This is a genomic window from Actinomyces sp. HMSC075C01, from assembly GCF_001812965.1.
Lineage (GTDB): Bacteria > Actinomycetota > Actinomycetes > Actinomycetales > Actinomycetaceae > Actinomyces > Actinomyces acetigenes.
This window is the reverse complement of sequence record NZ_KV810997.1, coordinates 42,511-65,493: the sequence shown is the minus strand read 5'-3', so window position 1 is coordinate 65,493 and position 22,983 is coordinate 42,511. Positions and strand designations below refer to the sequence as shown.

General features: G+C 67.8%; 20 protein-coding genes. 3 read left to right on the top strand and 17 right to left on the bottom strand.

Annotation, left to right across the window (positions count from 1 at the left end; translation table 11 throughout):
- The 5 genes from HMPREF2883_RS07650 to HMPREF2883_RS07630 all read right to left on the bottom strand — a co-directional run.
- Window positions 1-3,204: proline dehydrogenase family protein (locus tag HMPREF2883_RS07650; protein ID WP_070660551.1), on the bottom strand; the 3,204-nt coding region annotated here is incomplete at its 3' end.
- 156 nt (window positions 3,205-3,360) lie between these two features.
- On the bottom strand, window positions 3,361-4,647 hold the full coding sequence (era, locus tag HMPREF2883_RS07645) for a GTPase Era (protein ID WP_070660547.1): 1,287 nt from the start codon (window positions 4,645-4,647) through the stop codon (window positions 3,361-3,363).
- On the bottom strand, window positions 4,640-5,926 hold the full coding sequence (locus HMPREF2883_RS07640) for a hemolysin family protein (protein WP_070660545.1): 1,287 nt from the start codon (window positions 5,924-5,926) through the stop codon (window positions 4,640-4,642). The genes era and HMPREF2883_RS07640 overlap by 8 nt, the downstream gene beginning before the upstream one ends.
- Before the next feature lie 7 nt (window positions 5,927-5,933).
- Window positions 5,934-6,392, bottom strand: coding sequence for an rRNA maturation RNase YbeY (gene ybeY / locus HMPREF2883_RS07635; RefSeq protein ID WP_004565094.1), 459 nt, complete (start codon window positions 6,390-6,392; stop codon window positions 5,934-5,936).
- Window positions 6,382-7,599 carry a PhoH family protein gene (locus tag HMPREF2883_RS07630; protein WP_176747169.1) on the bottom strand — a complete coding sequence of 406 codons (1,218 nt, stop codon included), beginning with the start codon at window positions 7,597-7,599 and terminating at the stop codon, window positions 6,382-6,384. Before HMPREF2883_RS07630 ends, ybeY begins: the two co-directional genes overlap by 11 nt.
- A gap of 194 nt (window positions 7,600-7,793) precedes the next feature.
- Here HMPREF2883_RS07630 and HMPREF2883_RS14160 point away from each other — a divergent pair, with 194 nt between their 5' ends.
- The gene (locus HMPREF2883_RS14160) at window positions 7,794-9,305 is read left to right on the top strand and encodes a pentapeptide repeat-containing protein (RefSeq protein ID WP_176747168.1); all 1,512 of its coding nucleotides are present in this window, start codon (window positions 7,794-7,796) and stop codon (window positions 9,303-9,305) included.
- A gap of 581 nt (window positions 9,306-9,886) precedes the next feature.
- On the opposite strand, the gene HMPREF2883_RS07625 is transcribed toward HMPREF2883_RS14160, so the two are convergent.
- The 7 genes from HMPREF2883_RS07625 to HMPREF2883_RS07595 form a co-directional block, all read right to left on the bottom strand.
- The gene (locus HMPREF2883_RS07625; RefSeq protein WP_070660543.1) at window positions 9,887-10,756 is read right to left on the bottom strand and encodes an EamA family transporter; all 870 of its coding nucleotides are present in this window, start codon (window positions 10,754-10,756) and stop codon (window positions 9,887-9,889) included.
- An 87-nt stretch (window positions 10,757-10,843) separates the two neighbouring features.
- Window positions 10,844-11,590 carry an ABC transporter permease gene (locus tag HMPREF2883_RS07620; RefSeq protein WP_070660540.1) on the bottom strand — a complete coding sequence of 249 codons (747 nt, stop codon included), beginning with the start codon at window positions 11,588-11,590 and terminating at the stop codon, window positions 10,844-10,846.
- Entirely contained in the window at window positions 11,590-12,423 is an 834-nt protein-coding gene (locus HMPREF2883_RS07615) for an ABC transporter ATP-binding protein (protein WP_176747167.1), read from the bottom strand. The genes HMPREF2883_RS07620 and HMPREF2883_RS07615 overlap by 1 nt, the downstream gene beginning before the upstream one ends.
- A gap of 208 nt (window positions 12,424-12,631) precedes the next feature.
- On the bottom strand, window positions 12,632-13,249 hold the full coding sequence (locus HMPREF2883_RS07610; RefSeq protein ID WP_070660538.1) for a TetR/AcrR family transcriptional regulator: 618 nt from the start codon (window positions 13,247-13,249) through the stop codon (window positions 12,632-12,634).
- Window positions 13,250-13,404: 155 nt separating this feature from the next.
- Window positions 13,405-13,749, bottom strand: a complete 345-nt coding sequence (locus HMPREF2883_RS07605) for a type II toxin-antitoxin system PemK/MazF family toxin (RefSeq protein ID WP_256277389.1) — start codon at window positions 13,747-13,749, stop codon at window positions 13,405-13,407.
- Window positions 13,740-13,964 (bottom strand): hypothetical protein, encoded by a 225-nt coding sequence (locus HMPREF2883_RS07600; RefSeq protein WP_070660671.1) that lies wholly within the window; start codon window positions 13,962-13,964, stop codon window positions 13,740-13,742. The genes HMPREF2883_RS07605 and HMPREF2883_RS07600 overlap by 10 nt, the downstream gene beginning before the upstream one ends.
- 199 nt (window positions 13,965-14,163) lie before the next feature.
- Window positions 14,164-14,976, bottom strand: coding sequence for a 16S rRNA (uracil(1498)-N(3))-methyltransferase (locus HMPREF2883_RS07595; RefSeq protein ID WP_070660532.1), 813 nt, complete (start codon window positions 14,974-14,976; stop codon window positions 14,164-14,166).
- A gap of 60 nt (window positions 14,977-15,036) precedes the next feature.
- Between HMPREF2883_RS07595 and HMPREF2883_RS07590 the strand changes: the two genes are divergently transcribed.
- On the top strand, window positions 15,037-15,852 hold the full coding sequence (locus HMPREF2883_RS07590; protein WP_070660529.1) for a YggS family pyridoxal phosphate-dependent enzyme: 816 nt from the start codon (window positions 15,037-15,039) through the stop codon (window positions 15,850-15,852).
- 40 nt (window positions 15,853-15,892) lie between these two features.
- Here the strand turns inward: HMPREF2883_RS07590 and dnaJ are convergent, their stop codons facing one another.
- Together dnaJ and hrcA are read right to left on the bottom strand one after the other, a co-directional pair.
- Entirely contained in the window at window positions 15,893-17,017 is a 1,125-nt protein-coding gene (gene dnaJ, locus HMPREF2883_RS07585) for a molecular chaperone DnaJ (RefSeq protein ID WP_070660526.1), read from the bottom strand.
- A gap of 58 nt (window positions 17,018-17,075) precedes the next feature.
- Entirely contained in the window at window positions 17,076-18,161 is a 1,086-nt protein-coding gene (hrcA, locus tag HMPREF2883_RS07580; protein ID WP_070660523.1) for a heat-inducible transcriptional repressor HrcA, read from the bottom strand.
- A gap of 171 nt (window positions 18,162-18,332) precedes the next feature.
- On the opposite strand from hrcA, the gene HMPREF2883_RS07575 reads away from it, so the two are divergent.
- A complete protein-coding gene (locus HMPREF2883_RS07575; RefSeq protein WP_070660519.1) occupies window positions 18,333-19,409 on the top strand; it encodes a DUF3097 domain-containing protein in 1,077 nt (358 codons plus the stop codon).
- A gap of 31 nt (window positions 19,410-19,440) precedes the next feature.
- On the opposite strand, the gene HMPREF2883_RS07570 is transcribed toward HMPREF2883_RS07575, so the two are convergent.
- The 3 genes from HMPREF2883_RS07570 to HMPREF2883_RS07560 all read right to left on the bottom strand — a co-directional run bounded on the left by HMPREF2883_RS07570 (window position 19,441) and on the right by HMPREF2883_RS07560 (window position 22,829).
- A complete protein-coding gene (locus tag HMPREF2883_RS07570) occupies window positions 19,441-20,862 on the bottom strand; it encodes a sodium:proton antiporter (protein WP_070660515.1) in 1,422 nt (473 codons plus the stop codon).
- A gap of 136 nt (window positions 20,863-20,998) precedes the next feature.
- Window positions 20,999-22,042, bottom strand: a complete 1,044-nt coding sequence (gene hemH, locus HMPREF2883_RS07565) for a ferrochelatase (RefSeq protein ID WP_070660512.1) — start codon at window positions 22,040-22,042, stop codon at window positions 20,999-21,001.
- A 154-nt stretch (window positions 22,043-22,196) separates the two neighbouring features.
- Window positions 22,197-22,829, bottom strand: a complete 633-nt coding sequence (locus tag HMPREF2883_RS07560) for a DUF2189 domain-containing protein (protein WP_070660509.1) — start codon at window positions 22,827-22,829, stop codon at window positions 22,197-22,199.
- Window positions 22,830-22,983: the final 154 nt, after the last annotated feature.

Below are 22,983 nucleotides of genomic sequence, written 5' to 3'. Positions count from 1 at the left end.
CCCACCGGCTCGCACACCGGCCGCCATGACGCGCACGACGTCGGCCAGCTCGGTTCCCTCCCCGGCGCGCACGAGGACATCAGCGGGCCGGTAGCGCAGGACGTTGCGCTCGCAGGCCAGAGCCGTGACATCGCGGTTGGCGCCGTAGGCGCTCCTCCAGGCGGAGGCGTCGGCCACCAAGGCACGGCGCAGCCCGGCCAGATCGGCCTCGCCCAGCTGGCCGCTGACGGCATTGCACAGGCTCGCCACGCGCGGATCCAGCGCCGCAGTGTCCTGGCCTACCGGCTCCTTCGCGTCCTGGCCGTCTGCGGGCTCGACGTCCCCCAGTCCCAGCAGGTAGGAGGGGCCGCCGGCCTTCGTCGTCGAGCCGATGGCCGAGCGCTTCCAGCCGCCGAAAGGCTGGCGGCGCACGATGGCCCCGGTGATACCGCGGTTGACGTAGATGTTGCCGGCCTGGATCGAGTCGAGCCAGACGGCCAGCTCGGCCGCATCGAGGGTCTGGAGCCCGGAGGTGAGCCCATAGTCGACGGCGTTGACCGCCTCGATGGCCTCCTGAAGCGTGTCCACCCGCATGACACCGATGACCGGCGCGAAGTACTCGGTGAGGTGGAACTCGCTGCCGGGCACGACCCCGACGCGGATACCCGGGGTCCACAGGCCGTCACCGAGGTAGCGGGGCTTGAGGACCCAGTGCTCACCGGCTCCCAGGGTGGTCAGGCCGCGCACGGCCTTCTCGTCGTCGGGCACGACGACCGGCCCCATCTGAGAGTCCAGCGACAGCGGCAGCTTGACCCTCAGGGAGGCGGTGGCGTCCACGAGCTGGCGGGCGATGCGCTCGGAGTTTCCGGCCGAGGAGACCAGGACCAGCAGGGAAGAGGCCGAGCACTTCTGGCCGGCGTGGGCGAAGGCCGAGTAGACGGCGTCGCGCACGGCGATGTCGGGGTCGGCCGAGGGGGTGACGATGATGGCGTTCTTGCCGCTGGTCTCCCCCAGCAGGTGCATGTCCGGCTTCCAGGAGCGGAAGAGGCGGGCCGTGTCATAGGAGCCGGTGAGGACCACGCGGTCGACGTCCTTGTGGGTCACCAGGTAGCGTGAGACCTCCCCGTCCTCCAAGGGAGCAAGCACCACGAGGTCCTCGGGGATCCCGGCGTCGTGGAAGGCACGCACGAGCTCGGCCGCGCAGCGTCGAGCCGGCGGGGCTGGCTTGAGGATGACGGCGCTGCCGGCCGCCAGGGCCGCGGCCACTCCCCCGGTGGGGATGGCCACCGGGAAGTTCCAGGGCGAGGCGACCACGGTGACGCCCACCGGGGCGAAGCGAGCCCCGACCATGTACTCGGGGTCGTGCAGGAGCAGCGAGGACTCCGCGTAGTGGTGGCAGAAGTCGATGGCCTCACTGACCTCGGGGTCGGACTGGTCGATGGTCTTGCCGGCCTCGGAGCCGGCGACCTCGATGAGCTCGGCGCGCCGGGCGGCCAGGACGTCGCCCACACGGTGCAGGGCGGCAGCCCGCTCCTCAGGCTCCAGGGACTGCCAGACGCCCGCTGCCTCAGCTGTCGCGGCCACCAGGGAGTCCACATCGGCGTTGGTAGCCAGGCGGGCGACGCCCGCCTCCACCTCGGCCACGCCCCGCGTGGAGCCCGGGATGGCGGCGGCGATGTCCCGGGCCCACTGGCGGTTGGCGGCCAGGGCCGGGTCGGAGTCGGGCTCGGAGACGAAGGGCCTCCTGGCCCGATCGGCCACCGTCCCGCTCTCCTCAGGAATACCCGCCTCCCGTTCGGCGAGCCGGTTCTGGGTGCGGTTGGGCACCGGCACCGGGGCGTCCGGGTCGAGGTCGGACAAGGCCGCCAGGAAGCGGTCGCGCTCGCGGGCGAAGATCTCCTCGTTGCTGGCCAGGTCGAAGACGCCGGACATGAAGTTCTCCGGAGCCGCGTTCTCCTCCAGGCGGCGCACCAGGTAGGAGATGGCGACGTCGAACTCGTGGGGGTCGACGACGGGCACGTACAGCAGGAGGTGACCGGTCTCGCGGCGCACGACCTCCTGGATACCGGTGGCCATGCCGGAGAGCATCTCGAACTCGACGTCGTCCTCGACGCCGCGTGCGGCGCGCAGCTCGAAGGCGAAGGCGATGTCGAAGAGGTTCTGGCCGGCCACGCCCAGGCGGATATTGCGGGTGCGCTCGGGCGTCATCGCCCAGGAGAGCATGCGCTTGTAGTTGGTGTCGGTGGCCTGCTTGGAGGGCCAGGTGGTCAGCTCCCAGCCGTGGATCTCGGCGTCGACCTTCTCCATGGACAGGTTGGCGCCCTTGACGACGCGGACCTTGATGCGCGAGCCGCCGGAGGCGACACGCTTGGCGGCCCACTCCTGGAGGCGCTGCATGGCGCCCAGGGAGTCGGGCAGGTAGGCCTGCAGGACGATGCCGGCCTCGTAGCCGCGCATGTCCTCCTGGTCGAGGATCGCGGTGAAGACCGCGATGGTCAGGTCGAGGTCCTTGTAGTCCTCCATGTCCAGGTTGAGGAAGGTTCCGTGGTCTCGGGCCAGGCGGTAGAGGGGTAGGAGGGCCTGGACGCCGTGGGCGACGACCTCCTCAAAGCCCCAGGGGTTGTGGGGGCCGGTGACGGCGGAGACCTTGACCGAGACGTAGTCGACGTCCTCGCGGGTGACCAGGCGTGAGACCTCGGCCAGTCGGCGGGCTGCCTCCTTCTCCCCCAGGACGGCCTCGCCCAGGAGGTTGACGTTGAGGCGGTTGCCGCCCTTGCGCAGGCGGGCGAGGGCGGGCCCGAGTCCCTTGTCGGTGGCGTCGACGACGAGGTCGCCGACGATCTCCCGGAAGACTCGCCGGGCGACCGCGGTGACGGTGCGCGGGGCGAGACGGGAGGCGGTCGATCCCAGTCCCATGGCTCCGGCCAGGGCGGGCGGCAGGAAGTCGGTACGTCCTGCCGACAGGCGCTTGAGGGCGGTGCTGGCGACGTCGAGGGCGGTGGGACGCACGACGTCGTCGACGAAGCGGGTGGTGAAGGTCAGGCCCTCAGGGTCGGAGAGGATGCGGGAAAGGAGCTTGGCCGAGCGCGGTACCGGCTCGGATGCCGACTCGTCAGCCCACCGGCGTGCTCGGGCGACGGCTTTCTCGCCCAGTGCCCACAGGTCGTCGGGGCAGCGGCGTCCTGCGTCGGTGCGGGGCTGACTGGGAACGGCGTTGTTCGTCATGCGTTTGGCCTCCAGGTCGATGTGACATTGGACCCTCCAAGTGTGCGTGACAACACCCCTTGTACGCGACCGATTCGCGCGCCGAGTCGGCAGGTGTCGCAAGTTGCCTTGGTCCTAGATGCCGTCCGTAGCGCTGCGCTGACAGCGTGGAACGGTTCAGAAGCCGAGGCGGGCCAGGGCCTTGGGGTCGGACTGCCAGTCCTTGGCGGTGCGCACGTGCAGGTCGAGATAGACCTTGCGCCCCAGCAGCTTCTCGATGCCCTTGCGGGCGGTGACGCCCACCTCCTTGAGGCGCCGTCCGCCCTTGCCGATGATGATGGCTTTCTGGGAGTCGCGCTCGACGACGAGGCTCACGCGCACCTGGAGGCGGCCTCCGGCGCCCTTGATGCGGCCGACCTCGCGCTCGTCGTCGGGGTCGGCGATCTCGTCGACGACGACGGCCAGGGAGTGGGGCAGCTCGTCGCGCACGCCCTCCAGGGCGGCCTCGCGCACGAGCTCGGCGATCATGACCTGCTGGGGCTCGTCGGTGATCTCACCGGTGGGGTACAGGGGCGGAGACAAGGGCATGTACTTGAGGAGGACCTCCTCGAGGACGTCGATCTGCTCGTTGCGCTGGGCTGAGACCGGGACGATGTCGGCCCACTCCCCCAGCTCGCTGACGGCCAGGAGCTGGGCGGCCAGGGCCTCGCGGGTGACGGTGTCGGCCTTGGTGACCACGGCCACCACGGGGGTGCGCAGCTCGGCGAGGTCACGGGTGATGAAGCGGTCGCCGGGGCCGATCTTCTCGTTGGCGGGGATGCAGAAGACGACGACGTCGACGTCGGTGAGGGTCTCGCGCACCAGGTCGTTGAGGCGCTTGCCCAGCAGGGTGCGGGGGCGGTGGAGGCCGGGGGTGTCGACCAGGACGATCTGCGCGTTCTCCTTGTGGATGACGCCGCGCACGTTGTGGCGGGTGGTTTGGGGGCGCCCGGAGGTGATGGCGATCTTGGCGCCGACCATGGCGTTGGTGAGGGTGGATTTGCCGGCGTTGGGGCGGCCCACGATGCAGGCGAAGCCGGCGCGGAAGTCCTCGGGGACGTCGGGGACGACGATCTCGACACGGGCCGAATCCGCAGATTCGGCGCTCTCGTCCGCGTCGTCGTCCTCGTCCAGGATCGGGAAGCCGTCTGCGTCCAGCCGGATGGCGCCGGAGTCATCGGAGCCGTCGGTGTCGTCGGAGTCGTCGTCGGGCTCGTCCTCGCCGTCGACGTCGTCGTCGGGGTCGGTGAGCGGGTTGGGGCCGTCCATGAGCTCGGCGTCGGTGGGGAAGCGGAAGCCGGCCGGGGCGGGGCCGGGTGCGGGCATCTCGAGGGGCTCGGCCACCAGCTCCTCGGGGGCCTCCTCCGGGGCCTGGGGCTGGTCGTCGCGGGCTTCGGGGGCGGTCTGGTCGGCGGTGTCAGTCATCGGTGTCCTCTTCGGGGGCGGGAGTGCGCGAGGCGAGAATAGTGGAGACCTGGCGGCGGCGGCCGGTAGCCTCCTCGGCCTGGAGGTGGACGCCCTGGATGTCTCCGGCGGCGCCGGGCAGGGGGACGCGGCCGATGGCCTTGGTGAGCAGGCCGCCGACGGTGTCGACGTCGTCGTCGTCGATCTCGAGGTCGAAGAGCTCGCCGAGCTCGTCCAGGGCGAGTCGGGCGGGGACGCGGTAGGTGCCGGGGGCGACTTCGACGACCTCGGGCAGCTCGGGGTCGTGCTCGTCGGTGAGCTCGCCGACGACCTCCTCCAGGAGGTCCTCCATGGTGACCAGGCCTGCGATACCGCCGTACTCGTCGACGGCAAGGGCCATGTGGAAGCGGCCGGTCTGCATCTCGCGCAGGAGGTCGTCGGCGGGCTTCATCTCGGGGACGTACTCGGCGTCCCGGACGAATCCGGCCACGGCGAGGCCCTCGTGCTCGGGGTGGGCGGCCAGGCGGCGCAGGACGTCCTTGAGGTAGAGGATGCCGCGCACGTCGTCGGCGTCCTCCCCGATGACGGGGACGCGCGAGTATCCGGAGCGGATGAACAGGCGCATGGCGGCGGAGGCGGGCTTGTGGGCGTCGATGGTGACCATGTCGGTGCGTGGGACCATGACCTCGCGCACGAGGGTCTGGCCGAGCTCGACGACCGAGCGCATCATCTCGCGGTCCTCGTCCTCGATGGTGTCGGTCTCGCCGATCTCGTCGATCATCTCGCGCAGGTCCTCGTTGACGGCCTCGCGGGTCTCAGCGTCAGTGGGGGCGGACTCGGGACGGCGGGTGCGGGAGACGAGGCGGCGCTGCGGGGCGGCCAGGACATCGACCCAGGTGAGCAGGCCACCCAGGGCGAGCAGGGTGCCGGCGGGGTTGCGCCGGCCGTAGGTGCGTGGGGAGAAGCCGACGACGACGCCCAGCAGGATGATGTTGGCCAGCAGGGCCAGGGCGAGGACCTGCCACCAGGCGCGCACGAGCCCGGAGGCGGCCAGGGTGATGAGGACGGCGGCGAGCATGTCGACGGCGACGCGGGCGACGCTGAGGGCGCCCAGGACCCGGGTGCGGTGCTCGGCCAGGCGGCGGACCCGGGCGGCGCCGCGGCGGCCCTCCTCGATGAGGTCGTCGGCGGCGGCGCGGGTGAAGCGCAGCAGGGCGGACTCGCCGGCTGACAGGAGGGCCCCCAGGGCCAGGACGATCACCGCGCAGGCGATGAGCGCGGCGGTGGGGATGCCGGTCACGCGGGTCTCACTTGCCGCGCTCGGCCAGGAAGGTCAGCAGGAGGCGGCGCTGGAGGTCGAACATCTCCTTCTTCTCCTCGGGCTCGGCGTGGTCGTAGCCCAGGAGGTGGAGGATGCCGTGGACGGTGAGCAGGAGCATCTCCTCGACGGCGGAGTGGCCGGCGGCCAGGGCCTGCTTGGCGGCGACCTGCGGGCACAGGACGATGTCGCCCAGGGTGCCGGCGGGAGTGGGCGAGTCGGCCGAGCCGGGGCGCAGCTCGTCCATGGGGAAGCTCATGACGTCGGTGGGGCCGGGCAGGTCGAGCCAGCGCACGTGGAGCTCTTCCATGGGCTCGGGGTCGATGAACATGATGTTGAGCTCGGCGGCGGGGCTGACGTGCATGGCGGTCAGGACGTGGTCGGCGAGGGCCGCGAACTCGGCGGCGTCGATGACGGTGGTGGTCTCGTTGATGACCTCAGTGGTCATGCGGGTTCCTCTCCGAGTAAGGCCGGGTGGGGCGGTTGCTGCTCCCCCGACGGTACTGGCTGTTGCGGCCGCTGCGGCCAGGCGGTCCGGCGGGTCGGGCGGCGGCGTCCTGGGCGGCGACCTCGGCGTCGTGGCGGGCGTAGGCCTCGATGATGCGGCCCACGAGGCGGTGACGGACGACGTCGGCCGATCCGAGCTCGCAGAAGCTGATGCCGTCGACGCCGGCGAGGATCTTGCGTACGACGATGAGGCCGGACTCGCGTCCGCCGGGCAGGTCGACCTGGGAGATGTCTCCGGTGACGACCATGCGTGAGCCGAAGCCGAGGCGGGTGAGGAACATCTTCATCTGCTCGGGGCTGGTGTTCTGGGCCTCGTCGAGGATGACGAAGGCGTCGTTGAGGGTGCGTCCGCGCATGTAGGCCAGGGGCGCGACCTCGATGGTGCCGGCGGCCATGAGGCGAGGCAGGGCCTCGGGCTCGAGCATGTCGTGGAGGGCGTCGTAGAGGGGGCGCAGGTAGGGGTCGATCTTGTCGGTGAGGCTGCCGGGCAGGAAGCCGAGGTTCTCGCCGGCCTCGACGGCGGGGCGGGTGAGGATGATGCGTGAGACCCGTTTGCGGGCCAGGGCGTCGACGGCCTTGGCCATGGCCAGGTAGGTCTTGCCGGTGCCGGCCGGGCCGATGCCGAAGGTGATGGTGGATTCCTCGATGGCGTCGGTGTAGGCCTTCTGGCCGAGGGACTTGGGACGGATGGTGCGGCCGTGGGAGGTGAGGATGTCGTCGGTGAGGACCTCGGTGGGGCGGGCGGCGGTCTCCAGCAGGCCGACGGCACGCTCGACTGCGTCCGCGGTCAGGGGCGTGCCGGTGCGGGCGACGTCAATGAGTTCGGAGAGCAGGACGACGACGGTGTCGACGCGGGCGGCGGGGCCGGAGACGGTGACGGCGGTGCCGCGCACGTGGATGTCGACGTCGGTGAAGCCCTTCTCAATGGCGCGCAGGACCTCGTCCCGGGCGCCCAGGAGGGTCACGGGGGCGACGTCCTCAGGCAGGGTGAGGGTGCGCGTGACCTCCGCTGGGTCAGCGGAGGTGGGCTGGACTGAATCATTGAGCTGCCGGGACGCCAGCGGCGCAGAGGGAGCCGCGGACGCGCCAGAGATGGCAGGATCCTGGTCAGCAGGAGGTTCGGTGGGCGTGGTACAAGCGTCTGTCATCGTGCCCTGATTGTACTGGGTCAACCAACGCGACAGCCCATTGAGGCCATAAGAACTTAGTTGTCTGGTAGCCTCTATACACCACCTAATTCAGCACGACTTACCTATCAGTTTCCACCAACTCTACACAAAGCAGTCGCACACAGATGCCTCATAAACCCCACATACCACCCCAAGCAACACGAGAGGCAAAAATGACAAAAATTGAACATTTTCTGGAAAAATCGAAAAAATGGGTCGACTCACACCCTTATCTCACCGACACAATAATCATTGTAACGATCCCTACGGTCATACTTGCATCCATCTATTATTTTGGGCCGACCAGCGGATGGCGAGAGAGAAACGCATGGGTCGCGGCATCCTACTTCAGCACTCTCGCCACTGTCACATCCCTCCTCTCTTTAAGACACAAGAAGTCTTTGTTCCTAGCCATTGCGTTTTGGACCCTTCTAAGCATCGCCTGTTACACAGCACTGAGTTGGCTATGGGGAGGGCGGTTTCTTGCCGGCTGGACGAACGAAAAATCGCTAACCTTCAAAGAACTACTATCAACCACACTCGCAGCAGTCGGCGGAATTGGGGCAGTTGGATACCTTGTCATCAAGTATCGCGAACAAGCCAGCACTGAACGAGAAGAAGCCCGCCAGAACGAAGGGGCAGCCGACAAACAACTGACTGCCGCTGTCAAACAATTAGGATCCAAATCACCCCAGGTTCGCATAGCAGGAATCTATACGCTGGCCGATGTGGCCGATACCTACGGAAGCGAAAAGCATGGAGTCAACTACGATAAACGCGTTGTCGAAATTCTATGCGGATACTTGCGAACTTATCGCTTAACAAGCAGCGCACTAGATTACGCCACTGAATCAACAATTTGGGATGTAGTATCCAGCCACACGAGAACGCCTTACGCAAGCAGCCCGGGCCGATGGTCTCCCCTTGATCTAGACATTCATAAAACTGTGCTCGTTGAAGAGGTTAAGTTAGGGGGAGCGCATATCAATTCAATTCATTTCCAAGGAACGACCCTAAAGTCAAGGTGCAGCCTTACAGGTCTCTCTACCATAGGGGAGGCTGATTTTAATGGAGCTACATTTTCCGAGACCGCTGACTTCTCGTTCACTAAGTTGGGGTATGCAAACTTCAATAACGCTCACTTCGAGAGTTACGCCTATTTTTCGTCCGCAGAATTCAAAAGAGCCCCCTGGATGGAGCACCTACTTCGCAGCACCCACTTCGCAGAGGAGGCCGAATTTCGCGCAACCACCTTTTATTGCGACATAAGGTTCACAGGATCCGTGTTTGATAAACGAGTTAGTTTCGGCTGCTTATTTTGCACTCCAGGGGGATGTGAATCTCCCAACAATGATTCACATGGAGGAGCATCCTTTATTGGGGAGGCAGACTTCTCTAGCGTGAGATTTGTTGGAGCGGTAGACTTCTCTAATGCGACGTTTGCTGGAGCAGTAAATTTCTCTGGCGCAACGTTTGAGGGAGGAGCTAACTTTAATGGATCTGCATTTAACATAGATCTCAAGGATCAGGGGAAGATTTCGTTCCCTCAAGGTTTTGACTTGAGCGAAGAAGGTCTTCCTAAAGGGGCGAAATGGGCAAAGTTTGACAACAAAGGAAAACCTCTACCTCCCAACATAATACTACCGACACCTCCTACTGGCCCCCTCACTCAGGACGAGGACTGAAAAGATGCCGGCGACAAGCACGCTTAACTTGTTTATGAGGATCACCTCGCTGACCCGACTATTTTTGATAGGACAGCAATAACACATTCATGAATCACACGTCACACCCCCAATGGTCGGAAACAAACCGAGTTTTCAACTTGACACGGTACGACCTTCATGAGCCTTCCGGGTGACGGCAACCGTCATCGAAGCCACCATCAGAACGCCTACAGAACACATTGCCGTCTCTAGATTGGACTGCGCCCCCATAATACCAGTCTTGTCGAGGAGCGCAGAGAGCGCAGCGAAGAAGGTTGAACCGAGTACGCAGAGCAGCCAGCGTCGTCGTACCACTACTGACGCTATACATCGTGCCCACTACGTCTTTGTGTTCTCGTCAACCGTATGACGAGACACTCACGCAAGCGGTTGCCAAGATCGCCGAGTACGTCGACTCACTAAGTCAACGCTCACATCACTAAGTTGGGTCACTAAGTCACCAAGTCGAGTCACTAAGTCGGCTTGTCAAGGTACCAAGTACGAACGTCCTGCTGGGCAGTCCAGGTACATAGGACACCACGTTATCTGGTGAGCATCGCTCAGAGCACCATCGCAAGCGTCCCACCGACGAGGAGCGCCAGCCCGACGAGGTACCGTCTGCTGACGGCCTCCCGCAGGACGAGGGCGGAAAAGATAACGGTGACTAGCACGCTCAGCTTGTCGATGGGAACCACCACGCTGGCCGGGCCGTCCTGGAGCGCCCGGTAGTAGCAGAGCCAGGAGGCACAGGTCGCAGCCCCGGAGGCCAGGACGAAGCCGAGCTCCCCACGCGGAACACTACGGACCTCCCGGAGCCTCCCGGTGACAGCCACCATCACCCAGGCCATCACCAGGACCACCCCGGTGCGGATCGCGGTGCCGAGGTTGGACTCCACCCCCGTGATTCCGGCCTTGCCGAGGATGGCGGTGAGCGCGGCGAAGAAGGCTGAGCCGAGCGCATAGAGCAGCCAGCCCCCGCCGTCGCGCACGGCCCGAGGCAGGCCGCGCAGGTCATCGGCGTCGAGCATCAACAACGTCCCGATTGCGATGAGCACAACCCCAAGCGCCCCAACGAGGTTCACCCTCTCCCCCAAGAAGATGAGAGCGAGCAGCACCGTCAGCACTGTGCTCAGCTTGTCGATCGGCACGACCTTGCTGACGCTGCCGAGCTGGAGCGCCTTGAAGTAGCACAGCCAGGAAGCCCCGGTCGCCAGCCCCGAAAGCACCAGCAGGCCGGTGCTGCGGACATCGAGATGGGCCAGCTCGGCCTGTGAGCCGACGATGAGCACCATGCCCCAGGCACCCGCCAGCACCACGAACGTGCGCAGCGCCGTCGCCACAGTCGAGTCCGTGGTGCGAATCCCCTCCTTGGCCAGAACAGCGGTGATGCCGGCAAAAAGCGCTGAGCCGCAGGCGAAGACAATCCACATAAGGCAACCCTAACCCCACCCGCCACCACCGCGCGGCGGGCACGAAAGCCCTCACCCTCGCGCCCACCGTTACTGACTGCTCCCGATTCAGCGGGTCTTGCGCGGCACGGTGGAGGCTGCCACCCCCAGCACCACCAGGCCGAAGCAGACCAGGTATGCCAGGTATCGGAAGAAATCCTCAGAGGGCTCGCTGGCCATGGTGAGCTCGGTGACGGCGTCGACCGCCCAGCTCATGGGCAGGGCGTCACCGATCACTTCCAGGGCGCGCGGCAGCTGGTCGCGGCTGACCAGGAGCCCGCACAGGAACAGCTGGGGCGCGATGACCACCGGCATGAACTGGACGGCCTGGAACTCGGTGCGCGCGAAGGCCGAGACCAGCAGCCCCAGGGACACCCCGACGAAGGCGTCCACCAGGGCAGTGAGCACCACCCACCCCCAGGTGGCGGAGATGTCCACGTCCAGGCCCCAGGCGGCCACGGCGCACAGGATGAGGGACTGGATGACGGCGGTCAGCGCGAAGGCGGTGGCGTAGCCGAACAGGAGGTCGGCCCGGTGGATCGGTGTGGTCCACAGCCGCTCCAAGGTGCCGCTCACGCGCTCGCGCAGCATAGCGACGCTGGTGACCAGGAACATGACCGTCGTCGGCAGGATCGCCATCATGGAGACCGCAATGTGGTTGAACAGCAGGTCCGCGCCGGGATAGTCGCGGTAGACGAAGTACAGCAGGGTCAGCAGCGCCGCCGGCACGATCGCGATGAGACCGACCGTGCGCCGGTCGGCACGCAGCTGGGTGAGAATGCGGCGGGTGGTGGCCAGGTAGGTGCGCAGACGCATCAGCGCTGCCCTCCCTTCTGCTCAGGCCGGCTCTCAGAGTCGGCGATGACGGCCAGGAAAGCGGCGTCCACCGTGTCCGCCCCGGTGCTGGCCAGGAGGTCCTTGGCCGTGGTGGTGGCCAGGATGCGGCCCTGACGCATGAGGAGGACCTGGTCGCAGCGGAAGGCCTCGTCCATGACGTGACTGGAGACCAGGAGGGTGGCGCCGCGCTCAGCCAGGGAGTGAAAGGTGGTCCACAGCTCCTCACGGGTGACCGGGTCCAGGCCGACGGTCGGTTCATCCATGACAAGCAGGTCGGGGTCAGCCACGAGCGCGCAGGCCAGGCTCACGCGGCCGGCCTCGCCACCGGAGTAGGTGGACACCGGTCGGTCCGCCAGGGCGGTCAGCCCGACAACGTCGAGAACCTCGTCCAGGTCGCGGGCCTGGCTGCCGGCCAGGGAGGCGAAGTAGCGCAGGTTCTGGCGGGCAGTCAGGTCGGTATAGACGGCCTGGTCCTGGGTGACGTAGCCGACCCGGCCGCGCACGGCGGCGGCGCCGGGGGCGTGCCCGAGGACCTCGACCTGCCCGCGGTAGCGCTGAACCCCAACGACGGTGCGCATGAGGGTGGTCTTGCCGCAGCCCGAGGGACCGAGCAGGCCGGTGATCGTGCCGGGCGCCAGGTTCAGGTCCAGGCCGTGGAGGATCTCCTTGCGCCCGCGACTCACGCGCAGGTCCGTCGCGGTGACGGCCGGCTGCGCCGAGGAGGCGGAGGATGTGATGTCTCGGCTGGAGTCGTGCGATTGGTTGCCGGCCCCCGACTCCCGGGGCGCCTCTCCTTCATCGCTTTTCATCATGTGATGAATATAGGTCGACGATGACCCGCTGTCCAGAGGCTGGGGCTGGAAACTGTCCACATGGGACGACTTTGAACAACCCTTCAGCCAGAGCGGTTCCCATCCGTGCAGGTCAGGGTGGCTTAGCTGGGCCCCAGGCCAGAAACGCAGCTTCAAAGCCGTCCCAAACGGACAAAACTCGGCTCGGAGACCGAGCCGATCTCAGTGATCAGTCGGGATCAGTGACGTCGGGCAGGTCGTCGAAGGCGTAGTGCTGAATGGTGGGGCCGATGAGCGCGGCGACCGCCTCGATGTCGAGGCCGGCGATGTGGTCCATGCGGGCGACCCAGCGGGCTAGGCCGAGCCCGATGATCTGGCTGGCGATGAGCTGGGCGCGCAGCTGGGGGCGGTCGGGGCAGAAGTGGGTGACGATCGGCGAGAGAACCCCGGTGGCGATGAAGTCGCGGAAGGGCTCGACGCCACTGCCCTGGCCGAGCGCGGCATGGATGACTGCGGTGAAGCGGTCCGCGCCCGCGTCGTCCCACAAGCCGATGAAGGCGCGCACAATCCCCTCCCCCAGCTGTTCGGGCTCGAGCTCGGTGATGGAGGCCGCCCGGTGCATGAGGTTGGCGTCGACCCCGGCGGTCGACTCGATGACGGCCTTGGCGAAGAGCGTGGCCCGATCCGGGAAGTAGTGGTGGACCAGGGCAGGGTCGACGCCGGCGTCGCGCGCGATGCCACGCAGGGAGGTCTGGTAGCCGTCGCGGGCGAAGGCGGTGCGGGCCGCCGCCAGGATGGCCTCACGCGTGTCCGGGCTCCCCGCCGGCCGCCGCCCCCGCGGACTCATCGCTCACTCGTCTCACTCATAGACAGAGCATGCCTGCAAGCCGCTCCATTGGGAAGCAGCCGCGCTACGCCTCCCCTGCGCCGCGCAGCCTCGACATATCATGCAGGCCCTCACCGCGCGCCACCTACAGGGCTCCTGGGTCCTTTCAGCGCGTGCTATCTGATGTAGTCGACCAGCCATTCGCGCACGCCCCGAAGGACGGACTCCTCCACGACTCCGATCTTCTTGGTGAGACGCTGACGTGAGATCGTGCGAACCTGTTCGGTCATGGCAAACGACCGCTGTGTCATTCCTGCTTCCGCATTGAGCTCCACGTGATTCGGCCAGCCCCGATCCTTCGTTGTCACAGGAACCACGACGACAAGCGTCGTCACCGTTCGATGGAATCGTTCATTGGACACAATGAGAACTGGACGACGCCCGGATTGCTCTCGCCCGACAGCAGGATCGGGAAGTGCCCACCACACCTCGCCCGCGTCAACCGGGACTTCTAGCTCCATGCTTCGGACTCCCACTCATGGAGCTCCTTGACATAGGTCTCATCCGGCGGATGAGCCTCCATTGCACGCCGCACCTCAGCAAAGCGCCGATCACGTGCCGCCTCCTCAAGCAGCTCCTTGAGTGCGGCATCCATGGTCACCCCGCGCTCTGACGCCAGGGCGCGCAAGCCATCCCTCGTGCTGCGCTCCACCTTGATCGTCGTCATGCTACTCATACTCACAGTATGTATGACAGTCATACTCTTGTGAAGACGGCTTACTCCATTCCCTGGTCAGGCCTCGAGCCTCGAACAGCCCTCACCTTTGAGTCTGCAACAAGCCACAACACCACTATCGAGAGACCGGCGCAGAGCAGAGGAGCTGCCCCGTCCTTACCGAGAGGCCAGGCCGCCACTCACAACGCACTCGCGCGTCTCACTCCCACAGGCCGCTGGCGTGGGCGAGGACAGCCAGGGCAACGGGACCGGCCGAGGCGGTGCGCATGACATGTGGGCCCAGCCGCACCGTCGTCGCCCCGGCGGCCTCCAGGGCCGCCGTCTCCTCGGGGCTGATACCGCCCTCGGGCCCCACGACAACGGCCAGCGCCAGGGGCGCCTGTCCGGGCGCGGGCAGGCGCACCGACTCCATCGCGGTGCTGATCGGGGTGCTGGCCTCCTCATGCAGGACCAGCACCACTCCCCCACTGCGAACCGTCTGCCCCACCCAGTCGGCCAGCCTGCGGGTGTCCCGCACCTCCTCAACCTCGGGCACGCGGGCCCGCCGGGCCTGCTTGGCTGCCTGGAGGGCGGTGGCCTGCCAGCGCTGACGCCCCTTGGCCTGTTTGGCCCCCTGCCACACGGACACGCAGCGCTCGGACTGCCAGGGCAGCACCAGCCTCACCCCGACCTCGGTGGCGGTCTCCACGGCCTGCTCATCGCGCCCGCCCTTGGCCAGAGCCTGAACGAGGGCCAGCCGCAGCGACGGTTCGGGCTCCTCAACGCGCTCCAGGACCCGCACGGCCAGGCGGTCCTTGGCACCGCCGACGCCGGCCCCGGTCACCTCGCACAGCAGGCGCAGGCCTGCACCGTCAACGAGGTCCACGCGCTCCTGAGCACGCAGGCGCTTGACGGTCACGGCATGGCGGGCCTCAGGCCCGGTGAGCATGAGGACAGTTCCGGTCCCCGCCGACGCGACAGCGTCGGCAGGCTCAATGGTCTCGGGTGTGAAAAGAAAGACGGGTGCGGTCACGGCTCCAGCCTACGGGCCGCATCCAACCGGTGTCCGCCGGCGGTGCTAGCGTCAGTGACCATGACCGAGCCTTCAGCCGCCCATGCCTCTCAGTCGTCTCCGGCCCCCGCCTACACCACCGCCGTCACGGTGGAGGACTTCCGCCGCAACCTGGATGCCGTCCGCGCCCGAATCGACGCCGCCGCGAAGCGCGCCGGCCGCGACGCCTCCCAGATCCGTCTGCTGCCGGTGTCCAAGACCGTCCCCGAGGAGCGCCTGCGTACCGCCTTCGCCGCGGGTATCACCCAGATGGGTGAGAACAAGGTCCAGGAGGCCCAGCGCAAGAGCGAGAACCTGGCTGATCTGGGCATCTCCTGGTCGGTCATCGGCCACCTGCAGACGAACAAGGCCAAGAACGTGGCCGCCTTCGCCGACGAGTTCCAAGCCCTGGACTCCCTGCGCCTGGCCGAGACCCTCGACCGGCGCCTCCAGGCGGCCGGGCGCGGCCTGGACGTCTACGTGCAGATCAACTCCTCGGGCGAGCCCAGCAAGTTCGGGCTGGAGCCGGCCGACGTCGCCGACTTCCTCGCGGCGCTGCCGGCCTACTCCTCGCTGCGGGTGCGCGGGCTCATGACCCTGGCCGCCAACACCAGTGACGAGGCACGGGTGCGCGAGTGCTTCAGCATCATGCGCCGGCTGCGCGACGCAGCCCTCCAGGCGGGCACCGTCGGCGACGGGCTGCTGTCGATGGGGATGAGCGGGGACTTCGAGGCCGCCATCGAGGGCGGCTCCACCTGCGTACGGGTGGGCCAGGCGATCTTCGGGGCCCGGGCCACCCCCGACTCCCACTACTGGCCCGAGTCACCTCGCGCCGACCAGCCGCCGGCCAGCAGCTGAACGGCGGTCCGCAAGCCGCCGCCCCGCCGCCAGGTAGCGCTCAGCGCCCGGAGAAACGCTCCTTGAGCTTGCCCATGACGCTGGAGTCGCGCACGGGCTCGACGTCGTCCTCTCCGCGCAGGCGGGCCAGCTCGGCCAGCAGCTCGCGCTGGCGGTCGTCCAGGCGCGTGGGGGTCTCCACGACGATGGACACGTGCAGGTCCCCGCGGCCCTTGCGGCGCAGGCGTCCCACGCCCAGGCCGTCGAGGACGACCTCGTCGCCGGGCTGGCTGCCGGCCTTGACGGTGACGTTCTGCTCGCCGTCGAGGGTCTGCAGCGGGAAGACGGCACCCAGGGCGGCCGCGGTCATGGGCACGCGCAGCTCGGTGTAGAGGTCGTCGCCGTCGCGTTCGAGGAACTCGTGCGGCTTCTCGTGGATCTCCAGGTAGAGGTCGCCGTTGGGTCCGCCGGCCGGGCCGGCCTCGCCGCGCCCCGACATGCGGATACGGGTCCCGGTGGACACCCCGGCGGGGATGGAGACCTCCAGGTCCTGGCGCACCCGGGTGCGGCCCTCGCCGGAGCAGTCCTTGCAGGGGGTGACGATGACGGTGCCGTAGCCCTGGCAGCCCGGGCAGGGTGAGGAGGTCATCACCTGCCCCAGGAGGGTGCGAGTCATGCGCTGGACGTTGCCGACACCGTTGCACTGGGAGCAGGTAACCGGCTCGGTGCCCGGCGCGCAGCAGGAGCCCTCGCAGGCGGTGCAGGTGACGTAGGTGTCGATGGGTACTGATCGGGTCGCCCCGAAGGCGACGTCGGAGAGCTCCACGTCCACGGCCACGAGCGAGTCCTGGCCGCGTCGGGCCCGGGAGGCCGGTCCGCGGCTGGCCGCTCCCCCGCCGAAGAAGGACTGGAAGATGCCGCCCAGGTCGCCGAAGTCGGCTCCGGCGAAGCCCCCGCCGAATCCGCCACCGCCTCGCACGGCGTCCTCCCCGCCCAGGTCGTACATCTGGCGCTTGTCGGGGTCGGAGAGGACCTCGTAGGCGGAGGAGACCTCCTTGAACTCGTCCTCGTGGCCGGGGCCGGCGACGTCGGGGTGCAGCTGGCGGGCCTTCTTGCGGTAGGCCTTCTTGATCTCCTCGGGGCTGGCGTCGCGGCTGACGCCGAGGACCTCGTAGTAGTTGCTCACTGCGTTCTTCCTTTACGGCTACGACTTCTTCGGTGGATGTTTGGGGGCGGGTCGGTTCTCACGTCTCCGGTGGGGACAGGAACCGGGACAGGTAACGGGCCACGGCCCGGACGGCGGTCATGGTGGCCGGGTAGTCCATGCGGGTGGGGCCGATGACCCCGAGGTGGGCAATGGCCTCACCGGTTCCCGGCCCGTAGGTGGCGGTGACGACGGAAGCCTCGGCCAGGGCGTCGTCGTTGTTCTCCGAGCCGATGCTCACGCGCATCCGGTTCTCGCCGGCCGGGGCGTCGTCGGCAGCGGTGAACAGGCGCAGCAGCACCACCTGCTCCTCGACGGCGTCCAGGAGCGGACCCAGGGAGGAGAAGTCGGGGGTGGCGCGGGCCAGGTTCGCGGTCCCGGCGACAACGAGGCGCTCCTCCGCGTCGGGGCGCAGGGCGGCGATGAGCTCGTCGGAGACGGCCTCGAGCAGGAGGCGCTCGTCGGCGGACGCCTGCTCGGCCAGGGTGGCCAGGATCGGGGCGACGTCGGCGGCCCGGCGGCCCGCGAGAGCACCGTTGAGCCGGGTGCGTAGGCGCTCCAGGACGAGGGGGTCGACGACGTCGGCGATATCGAAGCCCCCGTCATGGCGGGAGCTCAGGGAGCCCCGGGACCTGAGGGTCACGGTGCGCTGGTCGACGCGGCCGGTGTCGGTGATGATGACCAGCAGGACGCGCTCGGGCCCCAGGGCCACGAGCTCGAGGTGCTGGAGGGCAGCGTACCGCAGGCTCGGGTACTCGACGACGGCGAGCTGGCCGGTCAGCTGGGCCAGTGCCCGCACGGTGCGGGCCACGACCTGCTCCAGGTCGACCGCCCCGGACAGGAGCGCGGTGATGGCGGCCCGCTCGGGCGCCGAGAGGGGCTTGATGCGGGCGACCTCGTCGACGAAGAGGCGGTAGCCCTTCTGGGTGGGCACGCGCCCGGCCGAGGTGTGCGGCTGGTGGATGTAGCCCTCGTCCTCCAGGGCCGCCATGTCGTTGCGGATGGTCGCCGGGGACACGCCCAGCCGGTAGCGCTCCACGAGGGCCTTGGACCCCACGGGCTCGCGCGTGCGCACGTAGTCGGTGACGATGGCGGACAGGACCTTGAGACGTCGGTCGTTGGCCACGGGTCCTCCTCCCCTCATCAGTGCCGAGACGCGATCAGTGCCGGCGTTAGGCGACAGGCCGCCCGCACACCGGTGGGGTGCGGCCAGCGATTAGCACTCACCCCATGTGAGTGCCATCCTACGCTGTGGTCCGGCGGGTCCACCGCCGGCGGACCGTGAGTTTCCCCTACCGTGCCGAGGGTGAACACGCCCGCCCCGTACCACTCCCCCGTCCCCGGATCGACCGCTGCCCGCCGCGCTGCCCTGAGGGCTCGCGCCGAGGCGGAGCAGAAGCAGCAGGCGCAGGGAGCCCCGGCCGGTTCGCGCTCGCGCGGTGGGGCGGCTGCGAGCAGGTCCGCTGCCCGCAGGCCGTCGTCGAGTGACCGCTACGGCGGGGACGTGCTGTCGGTGAACCCGCACCGTACGGGGCCCGGCGCTATACGCCCGGAGTCGGTGCACGTGCCGGTGACGCCGGGACTGGTGGTTGAGGACCGCCAGACCGGGTTCGTCGGTGCTGCGGTGGCGGTGGAGAAGTCGGGCGGTCAGCACGTCGTGGTCCTGGAGGACCGTCACGGCGTGCGCCGCGGCTTCGCCCTGGGGCCGGGGTTCTGGATCGAGGGCCGCCCGGTGATCCTGGACCCGCCCGTGGCGCGCAGGCGCACGCCCACCGGAGCGGTGAGCGCCGCCGGGAGACGGCTAACGGCCTCAGGCTCCTACGCGGTCGAGGGCGAGCGGGCCAAGGTGGCGCGCGCCTCGCGCATCTGGGTGGAGGGCAAGCACGACGCCGAGCTGGTGGAGAAGGTCTGGGGTGACGACCTGCGCCACGAGGGCGTCGTCGTCCTCATGCTCGACGGCGTCGACAACCTCGAAGAGGTCATGGCCAACTTCGGCCCGGCCCCCGAACGGCGGGCCGGCGTCCTCGTGGACCACCTGGTGGCCGGCTCGAAGGAGTCGCGGATCGCTCAGCGGGTGGTCGAGATGCCCGGTGGGGAGAACGTGCTGGTCCTGGGGCACCCGTATGTTGACGTGTGGCAGGCGGTCAAGCCGGCCCGGGTGGGGCTGGAGCGCTGGCCGGACATCCCGCGGGGCACCGACATCAAGCACGGCACCCTGGAGGCCCTGGGCTGGCCGCACGCCACCCAGGCCGATATCGCCCGGGGCTGGCAGCGCATCCTGGCGACCGTGCGCTCCTACAAGGACCTCGAGCCGAGCCTGCTGGGCCGCATGGAGGAGCTCATCGACTTCGTCACCGCCCCGGGAACGCGCTGAGGCCGGAGACGGCTCATGAGGGCAGGGCGGCTCAGCCCTCAGCGTCCTCGGTCTGGTCGGCCAGGGCCAGGCGGCGGGACTGGGACAGCAGGCGGGCGTCGAGCGCCAGCAGTCCCACGGTGAGCACTCCGCCCAGGATCTTCCACAGGAGGCCCGGGGCGATGAAGAGCAGGACCATGGCGGCGATGATCGGCACCAGGTGCTTCATGGAGCGCCCCACGTAGCCGCCGAAGCTGGGCATCTCGACGCCGTCGGACTCGGCGACGGACTTGACCATGAAGTTCGGGCCGTTGCCGATGTAGGTGATGGCACCGCACAGGACGGCCCCCAGCGAGATGGACACAAGGTAGAGGTGGGGAATCCCGGCCACGTCCATGCCGCCGGGGTGGGGGACCTTGCCGGCCATCTCGAAGAAGGTCGCGTAGGTGGGGGCGTTGTCCAGGACCGAGGAGAGCCCCCCGGTGAAGATGAAGAAGGTGACCTCGTTGAGCGGCAGCGAGCCGGCGACCTCGTCGAGGTAGTGCAGGGCCGGGATCATGGTGAGGAAGATGCCGATGAACAGGATGGCGACCTCGGCGATGGGGCCCCAGGTGAACTGGTTGTCCTTGAAGCGGGCCTCGCGGCTGCCCAGGAAGTAGGAGCCGGCCGCGGAGGCGAGCATGATGAACTCGCGCACGGGGATCCAGTCGCCCAGGGCGGCGTGCCCCTCCTCGATGGCGTGAGCGTCGATGGAGGGGGCGAAGGCGACGGCGGCGATGATGACTGCGAAGAAGACGAAGTTGAGCGAGCCCTTGAGGCCCAGGGGCTCGATCTCGGTGTCGTCGTCGTGCACGGCCTTGGCGGGCTCCTGGGAGTAGTAGTAGGAGTCCAGGGCGTAGTAGCTCACCAGCAGCATGACGTTGACGAAGAGGTACTCGCGCAGGAGGTTGAAGGTCCAAGTGAAGGGCACCCCGCGCAGGAATCCCAGGAACAGGGGCGGGTCACCCAGGGGTGTGAGGAGTCCGCCGCAGTTGGCCACGATGAAGATCGTGTACAGCACCGTGTGCACGCGGTAGTGGCGCTCCTTGTTGGTGGCCAGCAGGGGCCGGATGAGGAGCATGGCGGCGCCGGTGGTGCCCACGAAGGAGGCAAGGACTCCACCGATGGCCAGGAAGATCGTGTTGTTGCGGGGCGTGGCCCGGATGTCACCTTTGAGGAAGATGCCTCCGGAGACGACGAACAGGGCCAGCAGCAGGCAGATGAACTGGAAGTACTCCACCACGGCGGCGAAGACGGACGGCCAGCCCAGGGCGACCCACATCCAGGCGGCCACCGGCACCCCCAGGCCCACGGCGACGATCAGCTGGCTGGAGTGCTTCTCCCACCAGTGGGCTGTGGCCGGGATCAGCGGCAGGACGGCGATGCAGGCGAGCATGCCCGCGAAGGGCAGGACGGACCACCACTCAAGATGCACGGCAACTTCCTCACAGAATCGGGACTGTTCGCGTCACCATACCGCCCCGGGCATCGGCTTCCCCGGTGAGGGCCTGTGGTCTCTCGTGTTGAGACCGACTTCCCGGCCTGCTGCGGCCATGGGGGCCGCACCGGGCTCAAATCCAGCCGGCCAGCACCTTTCTGGCCTGCTGAGCCAGGGTGGCGATGGCGCCGTCGGAGTCGTTGCCCCAGGGGACGTAGTGGAAGCTGCCGCCCCCAGCAGTGGTGAAGGTCTCGCGGTTGAGCTGGTTGATCTCCTCGAGAGTCTCCAGGCAGTCGGAGACGAAGCCGGGGCAGATGACGTCGAGGCGGGGGCAGCCGGCGCGGCCGAGCTCTCTGACTGTGTCAATGGTGGCCGGCCCGATCCAGGCGGCGGGTCCGAAGACGGACTGGAAGGTGAGCTCGGCGAGTCCCTCGGGCAGGTCGAGCCGCCGTGAGAGGAGCTGGGCGGTGCGCTCGCACTCGGCGCGGTAGGGGTCTCCGGCGTCGTGCATGGCCTGGGGGATGGAGTGGAAGGACAGCAGGAGGCGCTCGCCTGCGGCCGGGTCGGGGCGGCCGTGGACCTGCCAGTGCTGCTCCAGGGCGGTGGCGAGGGCCTCGATGTAGGCAGGTGCCATCTCGAAGGAGCGGATGGTGCGCAGCTCGGGCTGGTTGCGGGAGGCCAGGATGAAGCGGGCAGCCTCATCGACGACGGTGCCGGCCGAGGAGGCGGCGTACTGCGGGTAGAGCGGGATGAGGGCGATCCTGTGGCAGCCGGCCTCCATGAGCTCACCCATGACGCGGCGTAGGGCCGGCTGCCCATAGCGCATGGCGACACGCACCTGGACCGATTCGCCGAGCTCTTCCTGGAGCAGCTCGCCCTGTCGCTGGCTGTAGTGCATGAGCGGGGAGCCGGAGCGGCTGTTCTCCTCGCCGGGGCGCCAGATGGTGGCGTACTTCGCTGCCGATGCGCGAGGGCGCACCCGCAGGATGATGCCTTCCAGGACGGGTCGCCACAGGAGGGGATGCGTCTCAACGATCCGGCGGTCGGAGAGAAACTCCCGCAGGAAGGGCCGAACGGCCCTGGCCGTGGGGGCCGACGGCGTGCCGAGGTTGGCCAGGATGAGGGCGGGACGCTCGTCCGCGCCACGCGGGACGGGGGCGGTGGGGCTCAGGGGCACGGAGGTCCTTGGGAGGGGAAGGATCGTTCTCGACGACGGCGTTGAGCGACGTCGACCTCACTCTAGCCGAGCGAGCGCGCCTTCCGGCTCGCAACAAGTCCGCGCCCCGCCGTCTGAGACGAGCGGGGCGCGGAGGAGACCTGAAGAGATGAGGTCAGCGGACGACGTCGTAGCCCTGGATACGCACGTAGGAGTAGGCGGATAGGAGCATCACCAGCGGGACCGTCACCAGCCAGCCGAACACCGTAAGTACGCCAACAAGGTAAAGGCCGGCTCCGGTCAGGGCGAAGGGGAAGAGCTCTCCGACATGACTGGACAGGGTGGCCCAAGACGCCTTCATTCCGGCAATGCCGTCCATCCCCTTGTCCACAGTGAAGTACACCGAATAGTGGAAGAGGAAGGCCGCGATAATGCCCGGAACAACACACAGGAAGGAGCCCACGGACGTGGCGAGCCAAGTGAGAAAAGCCGCGAGAAGGCTCGCACCGAAGTTCGGGAAAGTGAACAGGTCACCCCAGGCCAAGGGCCTCCCGGTGGCCACCTTGATCGCCATGTGAGTGGTCACGATACTAGCGAAGAGGCCAATGGCGAAGGCGATGTAGGTTCCAGAGGGACCCACCAAGCCGAAACCGTGCTCCTCTCCGTTGATATTATAGTGAGCCTCAATGGTGAAGCTCGAAAGAACGGTCCACAGGCCCATCCCCACAACGAGAATGAGCGCATTCTCCTTGAACTTGGACCACGCCCAGGACATGCCGTCGCCGACGCTCAGCGGCACGCCGCCCATCGCGCCTGGAGGATAAGGAGGCATCCCTCCACCGGCGCTCATACCGGGCTGGGGGCCGTAGCCTGGCTGCTGACGAGGGTCGGGGCCGGCCCCGTACCCCGAGGCACCCCCGGCCTGAGGATCGTAACCGGGTTGCGCCGCGTAGTCAGGGGCA